Below are 19,179 nucleotides of genomic sequence, written 5' to 3' on the forward strand. Positions count from 1 at the left end.
TCTTCTAACTGACCGTACGCGGCCTTTCCAGCCGGCTGATCCCGGGGATATGCAGCGTTGACCACTGCGGCCGCAAGTGATCGACGGTGGCCACGGCGACGGTCATATCATCGTGAATGACGTTTTTCTGATAACGGATGACCGATTCGAGCAGGCAATCGGCGATCTCCTGCGGATCGTCGGCGTTGATTTCCTGGATCAGCCGCTTGATCCACAGCTCTTTGTTCACGGCCGGGCCCGGCGCATCGTAAATGCCGTCGGTCATCATGATCAGCGTATCGCCGGGATACAGTTGCACCGTCACCAGATCGACCTCGATGTCCTGGATAATCCCGATCGGCAGGTTGCTCGCCGAAACCGGGATCACCTCCTTTCCGCGTTTGATAAAGCTTGGGGAAGATCCGATCTTCATAAAGGTTGTGCGCGCCGTATATTGATCGATCAGCGCCATGTCGACCGTAGCGTACACCTCATCCGGCGAACGCAGCATCAGAACCGAGTTGACCGATTTGATCGCCAGCGTCTCCTCCATGCCCGACTGCAGCAGCTGCTCGAGAATGCTGAGCGCCGTGCTGCTTTCCAAGCGCGCCCGCTCCCCGTTGCCCATGCCGTCGCTGATGGCCACCGCGTAAGTGCCGTTGCCCAGCTCCTTGGCGCTGAAGCTGTCGCCGGACAGCAAATCGCCCCCTTTGGCGGTGCCGGCGACCCCGGTCGTAATTTCAAACGCTTTGGCCGACCCGAACGTAACGGTCGCAAGGCCTTCTTTTCCTCCGTGCATCGTCTCGTTCATCACCGCGATATGCTCACCCAAAATATCCGACAGCAGCGGGGCGATGATTTTCCGGCATTCATCAAACCCGCGCGTGTAAGCATGGACGATTTCAATTTCCACATTGCCGTGATCCAAATTGACGATATCGATGTTGTGGATCGACAAGCCCATTTTTTCCAAAGCCTCGCGGATTTGTTCCTCTTGCCGGTACATGGCTTGTCCTTCGCGCTTGATTTCCCGGGCCAGATCCTCCATTACCTGGGACACCCCGGACAATTGCTCGGCCACCAGCTGCCGGCTGTCGTATATTTGCTGTTTCCAGTGCATATCATGTTGGTAGAGTTCATATTCCCGCTTCATCACGTCCAGCACCTGGTCGGTTTTGACGCACAGCTTGCCCCACTTCGGAGGCAGCTCGTCCGGAGAAATGTCCGGCTTCTCTTCGATCGCCGTCATCATCTCCGTCATCAATTTATAAGTCTGATAAAATTTGCCGTCCCAGCACGTACCGCGGCGGAAACAGGTGGCGCAGGCCCCTTCCGTCACGGCGTTCATGAAATGGTCGATTTCCTCGCCGCGCCTTACGATTTCGCCCGAACTGGAAACTTGGCCAAAGCTCCGGGAAAGCTGCTTAAAGACTTGGGAGAACTGCGCCACTCGCTCGGCCGTAATGTCGCGCACCCGCTTGGCATATTCATGCTGCGTTTTCACATGCTCTTGCGTGCCGGGAACATATTTGGCGATCACATTGACCGTTTTTTTCGGAGTCAGAAGGAACAGCAGCACCGCAGCGCAGCTCTCCCAAGTCGAGGACATCACGTCCGCAGGCCCGGCGATGTAAATGGAAAGAATCGAGGACCCGAGCAGCATGCCGAAGCCGACGGCCCATTTTCGCCCTTCCCGCATCATGCCGGCGAGCATGCCGGAAAAGGCCAATAAGCTCATTTGATAAAGCGCCGACGTGTCGGCCAAGCTTAAAATCAGCCCGGTTATGACGCCGACCGACGCGCCCAGCGGAGCGCCGCCCACGAAAGCAAACAGCAGAATCAGGTAGCGGGACAGCACATGCTCGGCGGACAACCCGGAAATTTCCCAGCCGACCGTACCAGTCATGACCGAGGCGAGCAAGATGACAAGACACAAAATTTCCTCACCCCGCAGGTGATATTGTTTTTTACGGTACGTAAAGATGGGGACCGCCTGGATAAACACCAGGGTGAGCACAAAGCTGAGCAGCGCGTCCATCACGGTCATCGTCAGCGCGTACCATGTGAGCGACGGCCCGATGACCGCGCCGAACAGTCCAACGAAAAACGTGCTTGTAAACACCATGATCGGCGCATAGGAAATGTCAGCCCGCTCAAACGCTTCCAGCCCTTTTTGCAGCAAATAGAAGATCAGCAGCTCCACCGCAATTTGGGCGGCATGCGCCTGCGCGCCCGGCGTAAACATGGCGCCCGCCACCATCACCGCCGCCGTAACCATAGCGATGTCCCGCCGCATAAATACCATGACGGCAAAAAAAGCTACCGCAAACGGTGCAAGCTCGTCCAATATCGTCGCCCGCCCAAGCAGGAAACTCATCAGGATCAGCAGCCCGTTCCATTTGCTCGCCGCAAAAAAACGCGCGGCCCGCCCCAAAACCGGCAGGTTTAAAATTTCGTTCCACAACGCCTCTTTATTCCATGCCTTTCCCTTTTTCAATCCTGGAAACAGAGTGACATTCCACTTGTTCAACATCCCGGCACCGCCTTTTCCAAATTTGTAAGGTATGTCCCATTATAGGAGCACGGGAGCGGAAAGTTTGTCAGATACCGGAGGAACGCCCAAAGAAATTTCCGACAAATTGAGAGGGGTTTACGAAACGGCGCGAATGCAGGCCCGCCATGACGGCGATTGCCCCGAAGCGTTCCTATGTTCGCATGGACTTTGCCATGCCCCCGCCGCCATAGGAGCGTGATCATCGTAAAATTGCGTAAGAACCTGTCGGGAAAAGCGAAGAGCCGACAAAACATCCTTTACTCCAGCAAAAGCCACAGAATTGCCATATTTTACCGCAAAAAAGCGCACAAAAAACCGCAGGCGAGCTTATCACCTGCGGTGGGTTTGAAGTTTTCGGTCACTTTAGGGATTACATTCGTTTGGCACCGCGTCCGCCGCGTTTGCCTTCCGTGTTCTTCTTGAGCGAAGAAATCCGCTCCTCGCTGTCCTTAAGGAAACGAGATACTTTGTCTTCGAAGGAAGATTTGTTGGCTGGGGGCTTGAAAGAGCGTCCTCCACGGTCCCGGTTGAATCCGCCGCCCGGACGGTCTCCGTCTCTTCCGCTTGGCCGATCTGTTCTCGGTGCGCGAGGCGGTCTAGCCTCTACCGGTTTGTCAACAGCCTGTTTGATGGAAAGTCCGATCTTACCGTCCTTATCGACATTGATTACCTTCACGGTAACCGTGTCGCCAATCTTCAGATGATCGTTAACGTCTTTAACGTAATTGTCGGCGATCTCCGAGATGTGAACGAGACCCGTGACACCTCCTGACAGATCCACAAATGCTCCGAAATGCGTGATGCCTGTCACTTTTCCCTCTAACTTGGTGCCCACTTCAATTGCCATAAAATAAAATGATCCTCCCTTAAAAATATACAGCCAGGCCTCGAAATTCATGACTGCGGTGATTTGATTATACCGAATGACTGAAACAAGGTCAACAGACGTATATCCCGCATGGGATCAGTCATTTCCGGCTTCGGATTCCGATACCCGGACCGGAATTTCCCCGGGCTTATACAGCCCGTATTTCTTCATGGCAATTTGTCCGATATATTCGGGATCTTGCAGACGGTTCACTTCATATTTAAGCTGGTTCAAGCTTTCTTCGGTCTGCTTCCCGGAGGCCTGCGTCTTGGCAAGCTGCTGCGACTTCTCGCCGATCTCTTCGGATTGGGAAATATACGTATACGCCGCCCAGCCAAGGAATACGATCATAAAACCGAGCCATAACCGGAGCCGCCGACGCGCCCCGACGCTTCCGGGCTTTTGAGAATTCCGAGGATTTTTTGACATCTTTGGATTTGTCGTAACCGCACGCATCAGGGACACCTCCTTAAAGCATCACTCTTTGATGAACCAGCGTAACAAACGCACAATACGATTCTTCCAGATATCCAGCCAACTCTTAAATTTGCTTAGCCCTTCCGGAATCCGCAGCCGCTTCCATATAGGCCTAAAGACCCACGAAATTAGCTTCCATAGCGGCAGCAGCGTGATCCGCCCGAGAAACAGCAGCACGATCCAGACAAAACCGAGCAGAAGCTTGGCTCCTTTGAACAACCAGCGGAACGGAGCAATGATGAAAAGCTGGATAATCCTTACGATAAACCGGTAAATTTGGTTAGTTATCCATATTAACATTAACACAAATCGTTCCGTTAGAACACTAAGAAGCAAAAAATAAATCCAAATACCTAGAAACAACCCGAGAAAAACATAGAACCTTAGTTCCCCATGATTGCTATGGTATAACACGCGAAATACAAACAAGGCGGCTGCCGCCCAATATACCAGGTCAAGGGCATGGACACTCCAGCGGGGAAAACGGAATTGTCCCGAGACGACGCGATAGCTGTCAAAGACGATCCCCATAATCCCCCCGGAGGCGAACATCCATAGAAGGGTCATCCACTGCGTTTCCAGATTCATCGGAACAGTTTGCCGAGCAATCCCTTACCGGACGGATGTGAACCCTGCTCCAAATACGACAAGGTGTTAACCAGGCCTTCAATGCTGACAAGCCCTTGCTCGAGGTTCAGGTTTTTAATATGTAAATTTTGTCCGCGGATTGCCAAATGCCCTAATTCGGTCTGAAGCAGAAACTCCTCATTGTCGAAGCTCTCCACATTGAGGACTCCCGAAATTTCCAGCAGCTTGCGATTCATTAAATGCAGCTCCTGGTGTTTTCCTTTCAATTGTTCGACCATGGCATGTACCCCTCCTTCTTACCAATAGCTTATGGACGAATTGTCGGCTTTAGAACCGGATAACTTGCAAGACTTCGCGTGATTTTCATTCTGGTTAAGTGACTTTCTTTACAGGATTTGGCAGCGTGTTTTTTTACGATAATTACGGAAGAAACGCAAGCGGCTTTTGGAGGCGAATCCTGATGGAGCAAGGTAGCAAAAACGGGGCCGGACATGGCGAAAAAAACCGCCGGGAATCCGATTCCCTAGGCAAAATGACAATTCCCGCCGACGTTTATTACGGGATTCATACGGCGCGGGCCATGGACAATTTTCCGGTTAGCGGAAGGCCGGTCAACCGCCGCCTGATCGCGGCGCTCGTGCTGGTGAAAAAAGCGGCGGCCGCCGTGAACGGCAAGCTGGGACTGATTCCGGCGGAAGTGGCGGAAGCGATTCTTTGGGCGTGCGACGAAATCAACGCAGGCGAGCTGCAGGACCAGTTTACGGTTGACGCGCTGCAGGGCGGGGCGGGCACCTCCACCAACATGAATGTCAACGAGGTCGTGGCCAACCTGGCCATCGAACGGCTTGGCGGGCAAAAAGGCGACTACGGGCTGGTTCATCCGCTGAATCACGTCAACTGCTGCCAGTCGACCAACGATGTGTACCCGACCGCGCTGCGCATCGCCGCGATCCGGCTGCTGCGCCCGCTCAGCGAAGCTTACGCATCTTTGCAGGAAGCGCTGCAGGAGAAGGAGCAGGAATTCGCGGACACGCTGAAGCTGGGCCGCACGCAGCTGATGGACGCCCTGCCGATGATGGCCGGGCAAGGGTTCGGCGCCTATGCCAAAGCGGCTGCGCGCGACCGGTGGCGGTTATACAAAGCGGAGGAGCGGCTGCGCGAAATTCCGCTCGGCGGCACCGCCATCGGGACGGGGCTTGGGGCCCCGCGGGCATACAGCTGCCAGGTGGTAGAGATGCTGCGGGATTTGACGGGGCTGGGTCTCGCCCAAAGCGAATATCCGATGGATCCGACGCAAAATTGGGACATCTTCGTCGAGGTGTCCGGCCTGCTGAAGGCGGCGGCCGTCACCCTGCTCAAAATCGCCGGCGATTTGCGCCTCTTGGCGTCCGGACCGGCCGGCGGCATCGGCGAATACACGCTGCCTGCCGTGCAGGCCGGCTCCTCGATTATGCCGGGCAAGGTCAACCCGGTCATGGCCGAGATGGCCGGGCTGACCGCCATGCGCGTCATCGCGAACGATGCGGCGATCACCATGGCCGCCGCCGGGGGCCAGCTCGAACTCAACGCGTTTGGCCCGCTGATCGCCGATTCCCTGCTGGACTCGCTGGAGATTCTGCAGCGGGCCGTGGAGCTGTTCGAGCGGCGCTGCGTGCGCGGGATCGCCGTGAACGAGGCGGTGTGCCGCGCGCATTTGCAGCGCTCCACCGTGTTGGCGACGGCGCTTGTCCCCCATTTGGGGTACGAGCTTGCCGCCGAAATCGCGGGTGCGGCCGCCCGGGAAGGCCAAACCGTGGAGCAGGCCGCCCTGGAGCGCGGGCTGCTGACCGCCGAACAGGCGGCCCGGATCCTGAACCCGCTTGAAGTAACCAAGCCGGGCATTCCCGGCAAATCAGGGAGGAACACGAGATGAGCTTAAACGCTACGCCGCGCGGAGAGCGGACGCATATTACGGTGTTGGGACGGACGAATGCCGGGAAATCCAGCTTGGTTAACGCCTTGACCGGGCAGGATATTTCCGTGGTGTCCCCGGTTCGGGGAACGACGACCGATCCGGTGTATAAAGCGATGGAACTGCTCCCGCTGGGACCGGTCGTATTGATCGATACCGCCGGGCTTGATGACGAGGGTCTGCTCGGCGGACTGCGCCGGCAGAAAACGCGGGAACTGATGGAGCGCACCGATCTCGCTTTGCTGGTGATCGACGCGGCGGAGGCCTTGCTTACGGGAGCCGATGCCTTTTATCCGGGCCTGCTCGCCGAGTTAAAGGAGAAAAACATCCCCGTGGTCGGGGTGCTCAATAAAATCGACACCATCGATGAGGTCGATACGGCGCGGGCTCGGGTGAAGGCGCGGCTAGGATTGGATTGCCTGCCGTTCAGCGCCGCGGCGGGGACGGGCGTGGCCGAGCTTACAAAAGCGATCACGGGCGCGCTCCCCCACGATGACGACCGTTTCCGGATCGTCGGCGATCTGCTCTCCCCCGGCGATGTCGTTGTGCTGGTCGTGCCGATCGACAAGGCCGCCCCCAAAGGCCGGCTGATTTTGCCGCAGCAGCAGACGATCCGCGATATTTTGGAGAGCGACGCCAGCGCCGTCGTCACCAAGGAACATGAGCTGCGGGCAACGTTGGAGCGATTGAAGGGGAACCCGCGGATGGTCATTACCGACTCGCAGGTTTTTCTCAAAGTGGCCGCCGATACTCCGAAAGAAGTGCCGCTGACCTCGTTTTCCATTTTGTTCGCTCGCCACAAAGGCGATCTGGGCGAGCTGGTCAAAGGCGCCCGGGCCATCGAAAACCTGCGCGACGGCGATCACGTGCTGATCGCGGAAGCCTGCACCCACCATCGGCAGTCCGACGACATCGGCTCCGTCAAAATCCCGCGCTGGCTGCGCCAGATGACGGGGAAACAGCTGCATATCGAGCAATTCTCCGGCCACAGTTACCCGCCGGACCTGACCCGCTATGCGCTGATCGTTCACTGCGGCGCCTGCATGCTGAACCGCCGCGATATGCTGCATCGCCTCGACGAGGCTAAAGCCGCCGGCGTGCCGATCGTCAACTACGGTGTACTGATCGCGTACATCCACGGCGTGTTCCCGCGCGCGATCGAGCTGTTCCCCTCCGTCATGATGGCTTGGGAGGAGTCGGCGGTTTTGTAGGCGCGAACCTATACTTTAGGCACGTGTTAGCGCGTGGTGTGCGGGAAGGGATGGACATTAGGCGTACCCCTCCGCTGCCGAAGTAGCAATAATTTTGGGTGTATTCCGGGATTTTCCTTCCCCCACCATTAGCGCTGCATCAATTCTGATCTGACAAGATACATTTTCTAGCCACACCAATATTCTAACGGTTGCCACTAGCGCTATTTGTTCCAGGAACGTTGATTTCAAATTGTAACGGTTGCCATGGCGCTTATTTCACTGAAATCCGGCTTAGTTTGCTTAGATTCAGGCAAATAACGGCGCTCACAACCGTTAAAATTTAGAATAGGACCTTTTTCGAAAAATAGCCGCTGTTACAACCGTTAGATTTCCGGGTAGTTTTTCCGGGTAATCCTTTTACCGCTATTCCCCCCTGAGCTCGACAAAAACGGTAGCAAGAATGCAAAAAAAACATGCCCCGCCTAAACGGGACATGCTCGTGGCCTGCCGCGAATCAGGTCCAATCCAGACCGTTACCCTTCGCGATCGGCTCTTCCTTAATCAAGGTATACAAGGTCGCAGCTTCATCCTTGCGGGTCGTTTCTGCCAGGCGCTCAACGCGGACGGTCACCAGCTTTTGGCCGAACTGTACCGTGATTTCGTCGCCCACCTTCACCGTACTGCTCGGCTTGGATTCGCGTCCGTTGATGAGAACTCTGCCTTGCTCGGAGACATCTTTTGCAACCGTGCGCCGCTTAATTAACCGTGATACCTTCAGGAATTTATCAAGACGCATTATTTTACAGCTTCTTTAAGTTTGTTGCCCGCTTTGAATGCCGGAACATTGGATGCCGGAATTTCAATCGTTTTGCCCGTTTGCGGGTTGCGGCCGGTACGGCCGGAACGTTTGCGGGTTTCGAACGTGCCGAAGCCGATCAATTGTACTTTGTCTCCGCCAGCAAGAGCATCCGTGATTTCGCCGAGAAAACCGTTCAATACGGCTTCAACGTCTTTTTTCGTCAAACCGCTTTTGCTGGAAATGTTGTTGATCAGATCTGTTTTGTTCATTAATAATGCCTCCCAATAAATAAAAAGATAGGTGATACCTTGGCACTACAGGCAAAAAGCCTGATTTAAAGCCATTACGATATCTTTGTAACAGTATTCTTGCTTTACGTTTAAAATCCTGCCCGGACCGTAACTTTTTTTTAATTTTTTCGCGAAAAAACCGAATTTTAGGCCTTTTATCCCATTATTCCCGTTCTTTCGACTTAGCTTCCTCCCATAGTACATCCATTTCCGACAAGGAGCTATCGCCCGGCGTTTTCCCCTGGGCTCTCAGCCGTTCCTCCACAAAATGAAACCGCCGGGTGAATTTGGCGATCGTCCGCGACAGGGCCTGCTCGGGATCGGCGCCGATATAGCGGGCCGCGTTAACGACCGAGAACAGCACGTCCCCCAGCTCAAGCTCCTGCGCTTCCGGATCAAGCTTGTCCTGCACCGCTTGCTTGAGTTCGGCGATCTCTTCCTCCAGCTTGTCCCATACCCCGTCGATTTGCTCCCAATCGAAGCCCGCTTTGGCTGCTTTTTTTTGCAGCTTGTAAGCCTTCATCAAAGCCGGCAAATCGCGCGGCACCCCGCTAAGGGCCGATTGCTGCTCGGGCTTGATGCCTTTGCGCCGTTTTTCTTCGGCTTTCATCGCTTCCCAGTTGTTCAGCGCCGCTTCGGCGTCCTCCGCGCTCAAATTGCCGAATACGTGAGGATGGCGGTAGAGCAGCTTTTCGTTCAGTTCGCGGATGACGTCGTATACCGTAAAGGTGCCGAGCTCTTCTTCCATTTGGGAATGGAGCATGATTTGCAGCAGCAGATCGCCCAGTTCCTCGCGCATATGGTCGGGATCGTCGTCATCGATCGTTTCGAGCACCTCGTACGTTTCTTCGATGAGATTTTTGCGGATCGACTGATGCGTTTGCTCGCGGTCCCACGGGCATCCGCCGGGGCTGCGCAGAATCGTCACGATTTCGTGCAGGCGCTCGAAGCTGCGGATGCGCAAGGCCTCGTCTTCACTGGCCGGCACGTAGACGAGCGACAGATTGCCGTACCCATCGATGCGGTCCAGCTCATACAGCGGGATACGCCGGATCTGCTCCTGCCCGGCGACGCCGAGGGCATGTCCGACAACGACGGGATAATCGTCGGGGAATACCTCCATCAGCCCGAGCTTCACCTCCGACGCGGTAAGCTGGTCGTACACCTGGCCGATCAGCGTATGCCGGCGGGGGTCGATCCGTTCCCCATTAACGGCGGTTGCGTCAAGCAGCGCAAACCCCTCGATCGGGTCGAACCCGAGGCGGACAAACGCTTCATCCAGGAAACTCTCGCCTCCAACAATCTCCAGCTCGATTCCGGATTGCGGGCAGTGCTCCCGCAGCAGCTTGACCGTCGCCTCGGCAACCATCGGATGGCCGGGCACGGCATAAACGATTTCCATGCCTGCCGGGCCGTATTCGGCCCGCTTAAGCAGCCGTGCGGCAATTTCCTCATAGACGGAAGGAAAATCCTCCTTCGCTTCGTACACGTCGTCGAACGAAACGAACGAGACCCCCGTCTCCTCCAGCCAGGCCACGACCGGATGGTCTTTCGTCCGCACGTACCGCTCCCCCGCCCCCTGAAGGCTTTTCAGGCTTCCCAAGGTCAGCTTGTCGGGATCGCCCGACCCGAGCCCGACGACCGTAATGCGAGCGCTCATGCTCTCTTCCTCCCTCTGCTTCAGTCCGTTTCTGCATGTACCTAATATACCACTGCCGGAGCAAAATATGAAATCGGGCAGGGCAAGCCAAACCGCGATGCGGACAACGCTGCACTCTAACGGACTGAGAAGACGCTAAAAATACGTGTTCAAAAAGTCAAGTTTTCAGCACCGAAGCTTATGCTTACGATGTGCGTTTCTTCATAACGCTTTAGGTCGGATGAAGTTAGGGACGAAGTAGCGGAGCTAATCGCTTTTGGAGAAAACGGCTCCAGAAGGATAGGCTCTTGGAAGGTATGTGAGCAACTGAAATGTTTCCGTAGGAAACATGCTTCGGAAGCATCCGCCCCACCCGGCTGAATTCAAGACTCCACGTCGAATTTGCTTCGTAACCTGCTTCGTGACCCGCTTAATGGTCAAAAGATGACTTTTTTGAATTGCCTCTAGAAGCAATTTTCGCATCATTCCCCAGCTAACGGACACAAGAGACGCTATTGCCGGAAAATTCCGCTGGCGTTGCATAACGCCTGCACAAAATCTCCGGTACACCTTGCCCGCTATTCCATTTGGGATCACGCCAGAAATCTAACGGTTGTATTAGTCGCTATTTTGCCAAAAAAGACCCTTTCTAAATTTTAACGGTTGTGAGCGCGGTTATCTGCTCAAATCTGAGCCCAAATCGCCGGGTTTTAGCTAAATAAGCGCTATGGCAACCGTTAGAATATGAAAACGGCGTTATTGGAGCAAATAGCGGCTGTGGCAACCGTTAGAACGTGGTGGCGAGAAAATGTATCTTGCCGGATTTAATGCAACGTTAGTGGGAAAATTAGCTGTTTTGGCAGCCATTTGGACTAATTAACGTCTCACCTGTCCGTTAGAGCGGAATCAGGCGGAAAATTGGGCGCTTAGGAGCTCTGGTGTCCGTTAAAGCCTGGGGGCCAGGGAGCTCGTGCTTCAGTGGTCTGGACGGCTGCCACCATGGCCTGAGGCAATGATCGCGGTTAGGCCTCGGTTAGGCCTCTGGCGGGCGGCACCGCCGCGGCGGCGAGCGTATATGCCGGCCTGTGCTACGGCAAACACAGCTTCCGAAGCCGCGGCAGCGAGCGTCTGCGCCGAACGTGCTACGGCAGCAGACGCAGCTTCCGAAGCCGCGCCAGCAGCTTCGGGCCGATCCGCGGCAGGGCGCTAAGCTCTGCCGCGCTGAGCAGCCGCGCGCGCAGCACCGCGGCGGCAAACACGGCTGCGCCGAGCAGCACGCCGAGCAGGCTCTCCGCCGCGGCCGCCGTACGGCCGGGCGGCAGCAGCTCGGCGACGGCGAGGCGCAGCGCCGTCACGGCGGCGGCCATCGCCAGGAGGGCCGCCGCCGGGCGCAGCAGCGCGTCCCGCAGGCGCGGACGCAGCCCCGCGCGGCGCAGCAGCAGCGCAGCGTTCAGCGCGGCGGCCGCGCCATAGGCGGCGATGCCGGCGATGGCCGCGCCGGTGATGCCGAGCCGCGGCACCAGCAGCGCGTTCAGCGCCGCCTTGAGCAGCGCCGCCGCGAGCAGGTGCAGCGCCGGAGCGCGCTGGGCGCCGAGGCCCTGCAGCAGCGCGCTGGTCACGACCATCAGCGCGCCGGGTGCGGCCGTCCAGGCGATCCAGGCAAACGTGGCGCTGCCGGCCGCGTCCTCATAGAGCATCACATTGATCGGCTCCGCGAGCAGCGCCAGCCCCAGGGACGCCGCCAGCCCGATCAGCCAAAACCAGCGGAGCGCGGTTTGCGTTTGCCTGCGTATGGCGGCGGTGTCGGATTTCATCCGCAGTTCGGCCATCGCCGGGATAAACAGCACCGACAAAGAAGTGGCCAGCATGGTCACGAGCTGAACGAGCGGGATGCCCCGGTTGTATATCCCTACCTGCCCCATAACGCGTATCTCGTCCCCATGGACATTCAGCAGGCGCGGCAGCGAGAACGTGTCCACCAGGCTGATCAACGGGACCGCCAAAGCGGCCAGGCTGATCGGAATCGCGTATTTCAAGAGCGCCGGAAAAAGCTCCCGTCTCCCCTTTGACGGCGGAAAATTACGTTGCCGTGCAGGTTCTTCGGGCGACGATTCCAAGGGTCCCCTTTTCGCAAACCGCCAATACAGCAGCATGATCAGCAGGCTGGCGGCCGCTCCCGCGGATGAGCCGGCCAGCGCGCCGCCGCCCAGCGCGGGGTCGCCCGCCGACATCCGGCTCAAATAGAGCAGCAGCACGATCATGACGGTGACCCGCACCGCTTGTTCGGTGACCTGCGATACGGCTGTCGGCAGCATATTTTGCAGGCCTTGATAATACCCCCGCAGCGCGGCGCTGACCGGGTAAAACAGCAGCGCCGGCGCGGCCGCCTGCAAGGCCGGGACGATCAGGCTGCTGCCGATCAAACGCGCCAGCAGCGGAGCTCCAAAGTACAGCAGGATTGCGCCCGCCGCGCCGAACACCATCATCATGGCCGCCGCCAGCCGCAGAACCTCGCGTTGTTCCGGTACGTTGCCTACGGCATGGCGCTCCGCCACAAATTTAGACACGGCGGCTTGAAAACCCGATGTGGTCAGCGTAATGAGCAGCGTATAAAAAGGATACACCGTATTGTAAATGCCAAAAACCCCGTCGCCTCCGATATTCTGCAGCGGTATTTTCTGCAGAGTGCCCAGCAGCTTGGTCAAAATCGCCGCCAAACTTAGGATCGCCGCTCCCTTCAGGAGCTTGGAAGCCAGGGTAACGCCAGGTTCTTTCATGGTTTCCCTTTCTTTGCACCTTTAGATAATGGACATGCCAAAGCTTGCAGGTTCCATTATATGACGAAACCATGGGTTGCGGCCAATTTTCGGCGGTTTAACGCAAAAAACTTACACATCCGCTCCGAACGGCCGGCCGCCGCGTAAATCGGGGGTGTGTAAGCTTGAGAATGACACAGGTGAAAGGAGTCTCGTTTACTGCTCCATTTGCTTGGCCAGAAAGCCTGCGGCCGTTTCCGCCATTTTCGACTCCAACTCCGACATCTTCACGGAACTGTCTTTCGTTAGCAAAACGACGGTCCCGATCGGATCGCCTCCGGCAATAATCGGCGCAATGACGAAAGACGAAATGTTCTCCGGATGGTCCTTCGTAATTTCGAATTCGCCCGCTTCCGTTTCCATTAGGATTTTGCGCCCATCCATGCTGTTTTCCAGCAGCGTACTGATCGGCTTGTCCAAATATTCCTTTTTCGACGCCCCCGCCACCGCAATCAGCGTATCCCGGTCAGAGATCAGCGTAACATGTCCCGTGCTTTCGTACAACGACTCGGCATACTCCTTGGCAAAATCGCCCAATTCGCCGATCGGCGAATATTTTTTCAAAATGACTTCTCCATCGCGGTCCACAAAAATCTCCAGCGGATCTCCTTCACGAATCCGCAAAGTCCGGCGAATTTCCTTAGGGATGACGACGCGGCCCAAATCATCAATACGGCGTACAATACCAGTAGCTTTCATGTCACATGTTGCCCCGCTTTCTTAGAAGTTTTGAACTACTGCTTCTCGGATATAGCCTAAACAAAAACCAGTTCTATATACGATCTCTTATGCAAAAATCTGCCGGACGCAGACAAAAGTGCGATCCAAGCTTGCGAAATGCCGCTGACCGATGCCTGAGGCGGGTAGGGATTTGGTGTACCTGTGATTCTGTCCTTAGTATTCATCCCTAAAGTGCACCTTATTCATCATATTGAACCATCATTTTTAAAAATAGCCCCCCCTCCCCGTAAATGTCTGGTTAAGAAAAACCGTCGGAGAAATTCACTCCGGCGGTTAGTTTGATGCGCTGCGTGGGAAGGGGGGATAAGGAGGCAACCTTCTGTTAGCGGAAACAGCGGTAATTTATGTCGCTATTTTGAGATTTTATCCATTCTGGGTTAAATAGCGGAACTTTTTTCCCTTATTTGGGGAGCCAGCTTGAAAAAAAGCATCTTTTTTCCTCATCCCTCTATAATAGCGGTAAAAAAAACCTTTATTTCTGGTATGTCCCTCTTTTTGACGAAAATAAGGCCCTTTTTTACCGCTAAGTCAGCGACCGCTCAGCAGCTGCCCTCCTCAAGCCATCGTCGTTTATTTTCCGGCATTGCCGCTGCCGGTTCCCGCGCCGGAATTGTTGGCGGCCCCGCCGCCGCTGTTCCCCGACGCCCCGGCGTTTCCGGCTCCATCGGTTCCCGCGTTTGTGCCCGTACCTGCGCCTGCATTCGTACCGGTACCGGCCCCGCTTCCGGCGCCTGCGCCGTTATTCGCCGCGTTGCCGCTGTTGTTCTTCGGGGTTTCCGTTTTCGGAAGATTAATTTTCTTGATGATCTTCTTCTCGAGATCCCCAGCCATGAACTCGTCCACTTTTTGGGATGCAACGGACATTTTTAGCTGGTCTTTTTCATCCTGCGTCAAATCCTCGTATTTTTTCTCGTTACGCGATTCGACGCGGATAATATGGTACCCGTAGCTTGTTTTGACCGGATCGCCGATTTCGTTGATCGGCTGGGTCAAGGCAGCCTGCTTAAACTCCTCAACCCATCCGCTGACGTTGGCATTTTCATACAATCCGCCGTTGTCCTTGGAACCCGGATCCTCGGAGTATTTTTTGGCCAGGGTGGCGAAATCCTCGCCCTTGTCCAATTTGGCCTTGACGTCTTTGGCTAATTTGAGCGTTTCTTCTTCGGAGCGTTGCTTGCCGTTTGGATCAGTAAACCCGATCAGGATATGGCGGACCGAAGCCGTCGTGAAGTTTTCCTTCGCCGCTTCGAATTCCTTTTTCATATCTTCTTCCGTAACCTTGTTCTCCTCGTTTTCCATAGCGATGTAAAGGCGGTTGAAATAATCTTTGACTTCCGCCTCGGACACTTTCTGGGCGTCCAGCATTTTTTTGAACGCATCGGCGCCGCCGTAGGAGGCCTTCATCATTTCGAGCTGCTGCTCCGCCTTTTTCTTCCCGGCTTCCGCCGTCTTGTCATCGGCTTTCGCCGCCAAATACTTGTACGCAATTTCCTGTTTGAGCAGATACTCGCGGAATTCGTCCATCTGCAGCAGTTGTGCCGCCTGCGGCGAAACCGCCAGCAAGATGCGCTGGTCCAAATCAAATTCCTTCGCCGTGATCTCCCCGCCCTCGTAAGTGGCGACAACATCCTTCTTCCCGCATCCCGCCATGATGGTAAAGGCAAGCACCGCCACAAGGGCAATCAGCAGCGTTTGCCAGGAACGCCTTTTACTTTGAAACATCTTGTAGTTCCCCTTTCGCTTTGAACGCATCCTTCAGGGCATTCAGAAATTGCTCCAACAAGCCCATCAACGCTTTGTCGTCCATTCCTTTGATATTGATCCGGATCAGCATCACGGACCCTTGAATAAATTGTACACGTCTTCCGAAGAGATTTCCAATTTCCGCGAGCCTGCCGGGCACGATCGACTGTTCCCGGCCTTCGTAGAACTTGACGGTAACTTCTTCTCCACGCAATGCGATCGATTCGATGCCGTACTTCTTGCCGTACAACTTCACCCTGGCTACGGACAGCAGGTTCTGCACCGCTTCCGGCAATTCCCCGAAACGGTCAAGCAGCTCGTCCTCCAGCTCCGCCACGTCCTCAAACGAGGTTGCGGAAGCCGTTTTCTTGTAAATTTCAATTTTTTGCATGCTATCGTAAATATAATCCGAGGGCAGATAAGCGTCGATGCCGAGATCGATCGTCGTATTCCAATGCGTTTCCGCAGGTTCGGCTTCTCCGAGCATGGTCACTTTGCGTTTCTGGATTTCTTCGGCCAGCATCTGCGAATACAGGTCAAAGCCGACGGAGGCGATGAAGCCGTGCTGCTCCGCCCCCAGCAAATTGCCCGCGCCGCGGATGGCCAGGTCGCGCATGGCAATTTTGAAGCCGGAGCCGAGCTCGGTAAACTCCTTGATCGACTGCAGGCGCTTTTCGGCCACTTCGGTCAACGATTTGTCCTTCTGATAGGTGAAGTAAGCATAGGCGATCCGGTTGGACCGGCCAACCCGGCCCCGCAGCTGGTACAGCTGCGACAAGCCCATTTTGTCGGCATCGTGCACGATCAGCGTGTTGACGTTCGGAATGTCGACGCCGGTCTCGATAATGCTGGTGCTGACCAGCACGTCGTATTCCCCGTCGAGGAAGTCGAGAATCGTCTTCTCCAGCTCCTGCTCGGACATCTGCCCGTGGCCAACGCCTACGCGGGCATCCGGGACGAGCGCCGAGATTTGCGCCGCCATCTCATGAATTCCCTGTACGCGATTGTACAGGTAGTAGATTTGCCCGCCCCGGGCCATTTCGCGTTCGATCGCTTCGCGCACCAGCGCCTGGCTGTATTCGACCACGTAGGTTTGCACCGGGAAGCGGTTTTCCGGCGGCGTTTCGATGACCGACAAATCCCGTACGCCAAGCATCGACATATGCAGCGTTCTCGGGATCGGCGTCGCCGTCAGGGTAAGCACGTCCACATTCGTTTTCAGCTTCTTCAGCTTCTCTTTATGCGTTACGCCAAACCGCTGCTCTTCATCGACGATCAGCAAGCCCAAATCTTTGAACACCAGATCCTGGGACAATATCCGATGGGTCCCGATCACGATGTCCACCGTGCCCTGGCGGAGCCCCTTGATCGTCTCGTTCTGCTCCTTGCGGCTGCGGAACCGGCTCAGCGTCTGAATATTGATCGGGTAACCGGCAAACCGTTCGCGGAACGTTTCGTAATGCTGCTGCGCCAAAATCGTGGTCGGCACCAGCACCGCGACCTGCTTGCCTTCGATCGCCGCTTTGAAAGCGGCCCGGATCGCCACCTCCGTTTTTCCGTAGCCAACGTCGCCGCAGAGCAGGCGGTCCATCGGCCGGTTTTTTTCCATGTCCTTTTTGATTTCTTCGATGGCCCGCAGTTGGTCCGGCGTCTCCTCGTAAGGAAACATTCCTTCGAACTCCTGCTGCTCCGGCGAGTCCTTCTCGAAGCCATACCCCGGCGCCGCCTGCCGCTCGGCATACAGCTTGATCAGATCGTCGGCGATATCCTGCACGGAGGAGCGGACCTTGTTTTTCACCCGCTGCCATTCATTGCCGCCGAGCTTGTAGACCTTTGGCTCTTTGTCTTCGGAACCGACGTATTTCTGAATCATGTCGATCTGTTCGATCGGAACGGACAGCTTGTCGCCGCCGGCATACATGATATGCATGTAGTCTTTGTGGATCCCGCCGACCTCGAGCGTACCGATCCCCATATATTTGCCGATCCCGTGGTTTTGGTGAACGACGTAATCGCCGACCTTCAGCTCGGTGTAGCTTTTGATCCGTTCGGCGTTGTCCATGCTTTTGCTGGCGACGCGGCGCACTTTGCGCTGCTTCTGGGAGAACATCTCCCCTTCGGTGATGACAACCAGATGCACGGAAGGCAGCTCAAAGCCCGACTGCAGATTGCCCTTCAGCAGTGTCGGCTCCTCGATCCCGTAATCCTGCAGCACCCGCCGCATCCGGTCCATGCGTTCCTCGCCGCTAGCCAGCATGATGACATTGGCGCCGCTTTTTTTCCAGCGTTCCATTTCCGCCTTCAACACGTTCATTTGCCCATGGAAGTCCTGCATCGTCCGACTAACGAAGTTGAGAATGTTCTGCGGCTGGGAGTGCGGAACCTGGCGCAGGAACAAGGACAGAAACAGCGTTTGAAACGGACGGTGGTACAGCACATGGTCGGTCTCCACCGCCAGCGGCAGTTCCGGAAGGCTTTTGCCGTTTTGCAGCAAATGCAGATTCCACTCCGATTCATCGCGCTCCAGCTGCTTGGCCGTCTCCAGCAGGCGCGCCGGTTCGTCCAGGATGAGCAGCGTGTCGCTCGGCATATAGTTATACAACGTTTTTCTTTCAGGGTAGATCAAAGAAATATATTTATAGATTTCCGGAAAATACACATGCTCCCGCAGCAGCTCGATCTCCTTGGCGATTTCCTCCTGCAGCTTGTTTTTCGCCTGGCGGTCGGCCATTTTTTCAAGCTGCCGATCCAGGCGTTCGGACGCGGCTTGAGCCGCCGCCTCCAGCCGGTCCGGGGAAGCGATCAATTCCTTGCAAGGGGGAACGAACACTTCCTTGACCTGGTCCACCGAACGCTGGTCGGACGGATCGAAGGTGCGGATGGAATCGACTTCGTCATCGAACAATTCCACCCGGTAAGCCATCGCCGAGGTCAGCGGGTAAAAGTCGATGATTCCTCCGCGCAGGCTCATTTCCCCACGGGATTCAACCCGTTCTACACGTTCGTAGCCAAGCTCGATCATTTTGTTCAGGAAGTCGCCATGCTGAATCGTCCCTCCGAGGGTAATCGTAAGTCCGGCCTCTGCCATTGTTTCCGGCGTGGGAATAAACCGGCGGATGCCGGAATAAGGCACCACCACAACGCCCCGAAAGCCGCGGGAGCATTGCAGCAGCACCTCGATCCGCTGGGCCAGCGTTTCCGGGCTGGATACGGCCGATTCGGCGGCGACCAGCTCGTTGGCGGGATAAAGCAGCACTTCGTCCGGTGAGAGCGCTTCCTGTAAATCTTCATAAATTTTTTGGGCGGCGAACATATTGTGGGTTACGACAAGGAGCGGTCGCTTCACCTCCTGGTGCAGCGCGGCCAGCATCACCTGTCTCGTCGAACCGGATAACCCCGAGAGCAATTGCTCCTTCATACCGGAGTTGACGCCGGCGACCATCGAAGCAAAGTCGGTATCCCGGGAAAAAGCTTCTATTAGCGCTTGTAGCAAGTGTGGCACCTCTCTTACTGCTTATTCAATCTATTGACCTGACCGGGC

The 19,179-nt window shown here is 56.0% G+C and carries 15 protein-coding genes; 3 read left to right on the forward strand and 12 right to left on the reverse strand.

Annotation, left to right across the window (positions count from 1 at the left end; all coding sequences use genetic code 11):
* Positions 1-4: 4 nt before the first annotated feature.
* A complete protein-coding gene (gene spoIIE / locus DYE26_RS22810) occupies positions 5-2,512 on the reverse strand; it encodes a stage II sporulation protein E (protein ID WP_082207599.1) in 2,508 nt (835 codons plus the stop codon).
* A gap of 64 nt (positions 2,513-2,576) precedes the next feature.
* Between spoIIE and DYE26_RS33610 the strand changes: the two genes are divergently transcribed.
* Positions 2,577-2,732 (forward strand): hypothetical protein, encoded by a 156-nt coding sequence (locus DYE26_RS33610; protein WP_155621562.1) that lies wholly within the window; start codon positions 2,577-2,579, stop codon positions 2,730-2,732.
* Between the two features lie 171 nt (positions 2,733-2,903).
* Here the strand turns inward: DYE26_RS33610 and DYE26_RS22815 are convergent, their stop codons facing one another.
* From DYE26_RS22815 to yabP, 4 genes are all read right to left on the reverse strand, one after another.
* The gene (locus DYE26_RS22815; protein ID WP_036618103.1) at positions 2,904-3,380 is read right to left on the reverse strand and encodes a S1 domain-containing RNA-binding protein; all 477 of its coding nucleotides are present in this window, start codon (positions 3,378-3,380) and stop codon (positions 2,904-2,906) included.
* Between the two features lie 117 nt (positions 3,381-3,497).
* A complete protein-coding gene (locus tag DYE26_RS22820; RefSeq protein WP_051985144.1) occupies positions 3,498-3,857 on the reverse strand; it encodes an FtsB family cell division protein in 360 nt (119 codons plus the stop codon).
* Between the two features lie 21 nt (positions 3,858-3,878).
* The gene (yabQ, locus tag DYE26_RS22825; protein ID WP_036618104.1) at positions 3,879-4,466 is read right to left on the reverse strand and encodes a spore cortex biosynthesis protein YabQ; all 588 of its coding nucleotides are present in this window, start codon (positions 4,464-4,466) and stop codon (positions 3,879-3,881) included.
* The gene (yabP, locus tag DYE26_RS22830; RefSeq protein ID WP_036618106.1) at positions 4,463-4,744 is read right to left on the reverse strand and encodes a sporulation protein YabP; all 282 of its coding nucleotides are present in this window, start codon (positions 4,742-4,744) and stop codon (positions 4,463-4,465) included. Before yabP ends, yabQ begins: the two co-directional genes overlap by 4 nt.
* A gap of 182 nt (positions 4,745-4,926) precedes the next feature.
* On the opposite strand from yabP, the gene DYE26_RS22835 reads away from it, so the two are divergent.
* Both DYE26_RS22835 and hydF read left to right on the forward strand, forming a co-directional pair.
* Positions 4,927-6,378 (forward strand): aspartate ammonia-lyase, encoded by a 1,452-nt coding sequence (locus DYE26_RS22835; RefSeq protein ID WP_082207600.1) that lies wholly within the window; start codon positions 4,927-4,929, stop codon positions 6,376-6,378.
* On the forward strand, positions 6,375-7,628 hold the full coding sequence (gene hydF / locus DYE26_RS22840) for a [FeFe] hydrogenase H-cluster maturation GTPase HydF (protein ID WP_036618108.1): 1,254 nt from the start codon (positions 6,375-6,377) through the stop codon (positions 7,626-7,628). Before DYE26_RS22835 ends, hydF begins: the two co-directional genes overlap by 4 nt.
* Before the next feature lie 496 nt (positions 7,629-8,124).
* On the opposite strand, the gene DYE26_RS22845 is transcribed toward hydF, so the two are convergent.
* The 7 genes from DYE26_RS22845 to mfd all read right to left on the reverse strand — a co-directional run bounded on the left by DYE26_RS22845 (position 8,125) and on the right by mfd (position 19,131).
* Positions 8,125-8,406: an RNA-binding S4 domain-containing protein gene (locus DYE26_RS22845; RefSeq protein WP_036618110.1), complete on the reverse strand. Its 282-nt coding sequence runs from the start codon at positions 8,404-8,406 to the stop codon at positions 8,125-8,127.
* Positions 8,406-8,678 (reverse strand): HU family DNA-binding protein, encoded by a 273-nt coding sequence (locus DYE26_RS22850; RefSeq protein ID WP_036618112.1) that lies wholly within the window; start codon positions 8,676-8,678, stop codon positions 8,406-8,408. The genes DYE26_RS22845 and DYE26_RS22850 overlap by 1 nt, the downstream gene beginning before the upstream one ends.
* Positions 8,679-8,862: 184 nt before the next feature.
* A complete protein-coding gene (gene yabN / locus DYE26_RS22855; RefSeq protein ID WP_036618114.1) occupies positions 8,863-10,359 on the reverse strand; it encodes a bifunctional methyltransferase/pyrophosphohydrolase YabN in 1,497 nt (498 codons plus the stop codon).
* 1,121 nt (positions 10,360-11,480) lie between these two features.
* Positions 11,481-13,115 carry a polysaccharide biosynthesis protein gene (locus DYE26_RS22860; RefSeq protein WP_115311269.1) on the reverse strand — a complete coding sequence of 545 codons (1,635 nt, stop codon included), beginning with the start codon at positions 13,113-13,115 and terminating at the stop codon, positions 11,481-11,483.
* A 195-nt stretch (positions 13,116-13,310) separates the two neighbouring features.
* Positions 13,311-13,853 (reverse strand): stage V sporulation protein T, encoded by a 543-nt coding sequence (gene spoVT / locus DYE26_RS22865; protein WP_036618119.1) that lies wholly within the window; start codon positions 13,851-13,853, stop codon positions 13,311-13,313.
* 612 nt (positions 13,854-14,465) lie between these two features.
* Positions 14,466-15,617: a peptidylprolyl isomerase gene (locus tag DYE26_RS22870; RefSeq protein ID WP_036618122.1), complete on the reverse strand. Its 1,152-nt coding sequence runs from the start codon at positions 15,615-15,617 to the stop codon at positions 14,466-14,468.
* Positions 15,604-19,131, reverse strand: coding sequence for a transcription-repair coupling factor (gene mfd, locus DYE26_RS22875; protein ID WP_036618124.1), 3,528 nt, complete (start codon positions 19,129-19,131; stop codon positions 15,604-15,606). Before mfd ends, DYE26_RS22870 begins: the two co-directional genes overlap by 14 nt.
* Positions 19,132-19,179: the final 48 nt, after the last annotated feature.

It is taken from the genome of Paenibacillus macerans (genome assembly GCF_900454495.1).
In the GTDB taxonomy this organism is placed as follows: domain Bacteria; phylum Bacillota; class Bacilli; order Paenibacillales; family Paenibacillaceae; genus Fontibacillus; species Fontibacillus macerans.

Coding starts and splice junctions, on each gene's coding strand:
- yabQ (WP_036618104.1), bottom strand. CDS start 4,466: ATGAATCTGGAAACGCAGTGGATGACCCTTCTATGGATGTTCGCCTCC.
- DYE26_RS22845 (WP_036618110.1), bottom strand. CDS start 8,406: ATGCGTCTTGATAAATTCCTGAAGGTATCACGGTTAATTAAGCGGCGC.
- DYE26_RS22860 (WP_115311269.1), bottom strand. CDS start 13,115: ATGAAAGAACCTGGCGTTACCCTGGCTTCCAAGCTCCTGAAGGGAGCG.
- yabP (WP_036618106.1), bottom strand. CDS start 4,744: ATGGTCGAACAATTGAAAGGAAAACACCAGGAGCTGCATTTAATGAAT.
- hydF (WP_036618108.1), top strand. CDS start 6,375: ATGAGCTTAAACGCTACGCCGCGCGGAGAGCGGACGCATATTACGGTG.
- DYE26_RS22850 (WP_036618112.1), bottom strand. CDS start 8,678: ATGAACAAAACAGATCTGATCAACAACATTTCCAGCAAAAGCGGTTTG.
- DYE26_RS22815 (WP_036618103.1), bottom strand. CDS start 3,380: ATGGCAATTGAAGTGGGCACCAAGTTAGAGGGAAAAGTGACAGGCATC.
- DYE26_RS22835 (WP_082207600.1), top strand. CDS start 4,927: ATGGAGCAAGGTAGCAAAAACGGGGCCGGACATGGCGAAAAAAACCGC.
- spoVT (WP_036618119.1), bottom strand. CDS start 13,853: ATGAAAGCTACTGGTATTGTACGCCGTATTGATGATTTGGGCCGCGTC.
- DYE26_RS22870 (WP_036618122.1), bottom strand. CDS start 15,617: ATGTTTCAAAGTAAAAGGCGTTCCTGGCAAACGCTGCTGATTGCCCTT.
- DYE26_RS22820 (WP_051985144.1), bottom strand. CDS start 3,857: ATGCGTGCGGTTACGACAAATCCAAAGATGTCAAAAAATCCTCGGAAT.
- spoIIE (WP_082207599.1), bottom strand. CDS start 2,512: ATGTTGAACAAGTGGAATGTCACTCTGTTTCCAGGATTGAAAAAGGGA.
- yabN (WP_036618114.1), bottom strand. CDS start 10,359: ATGAGCGCTCGCATTACGGTCGTCGGGCTCGGGTCGGGCGATCCCGAC.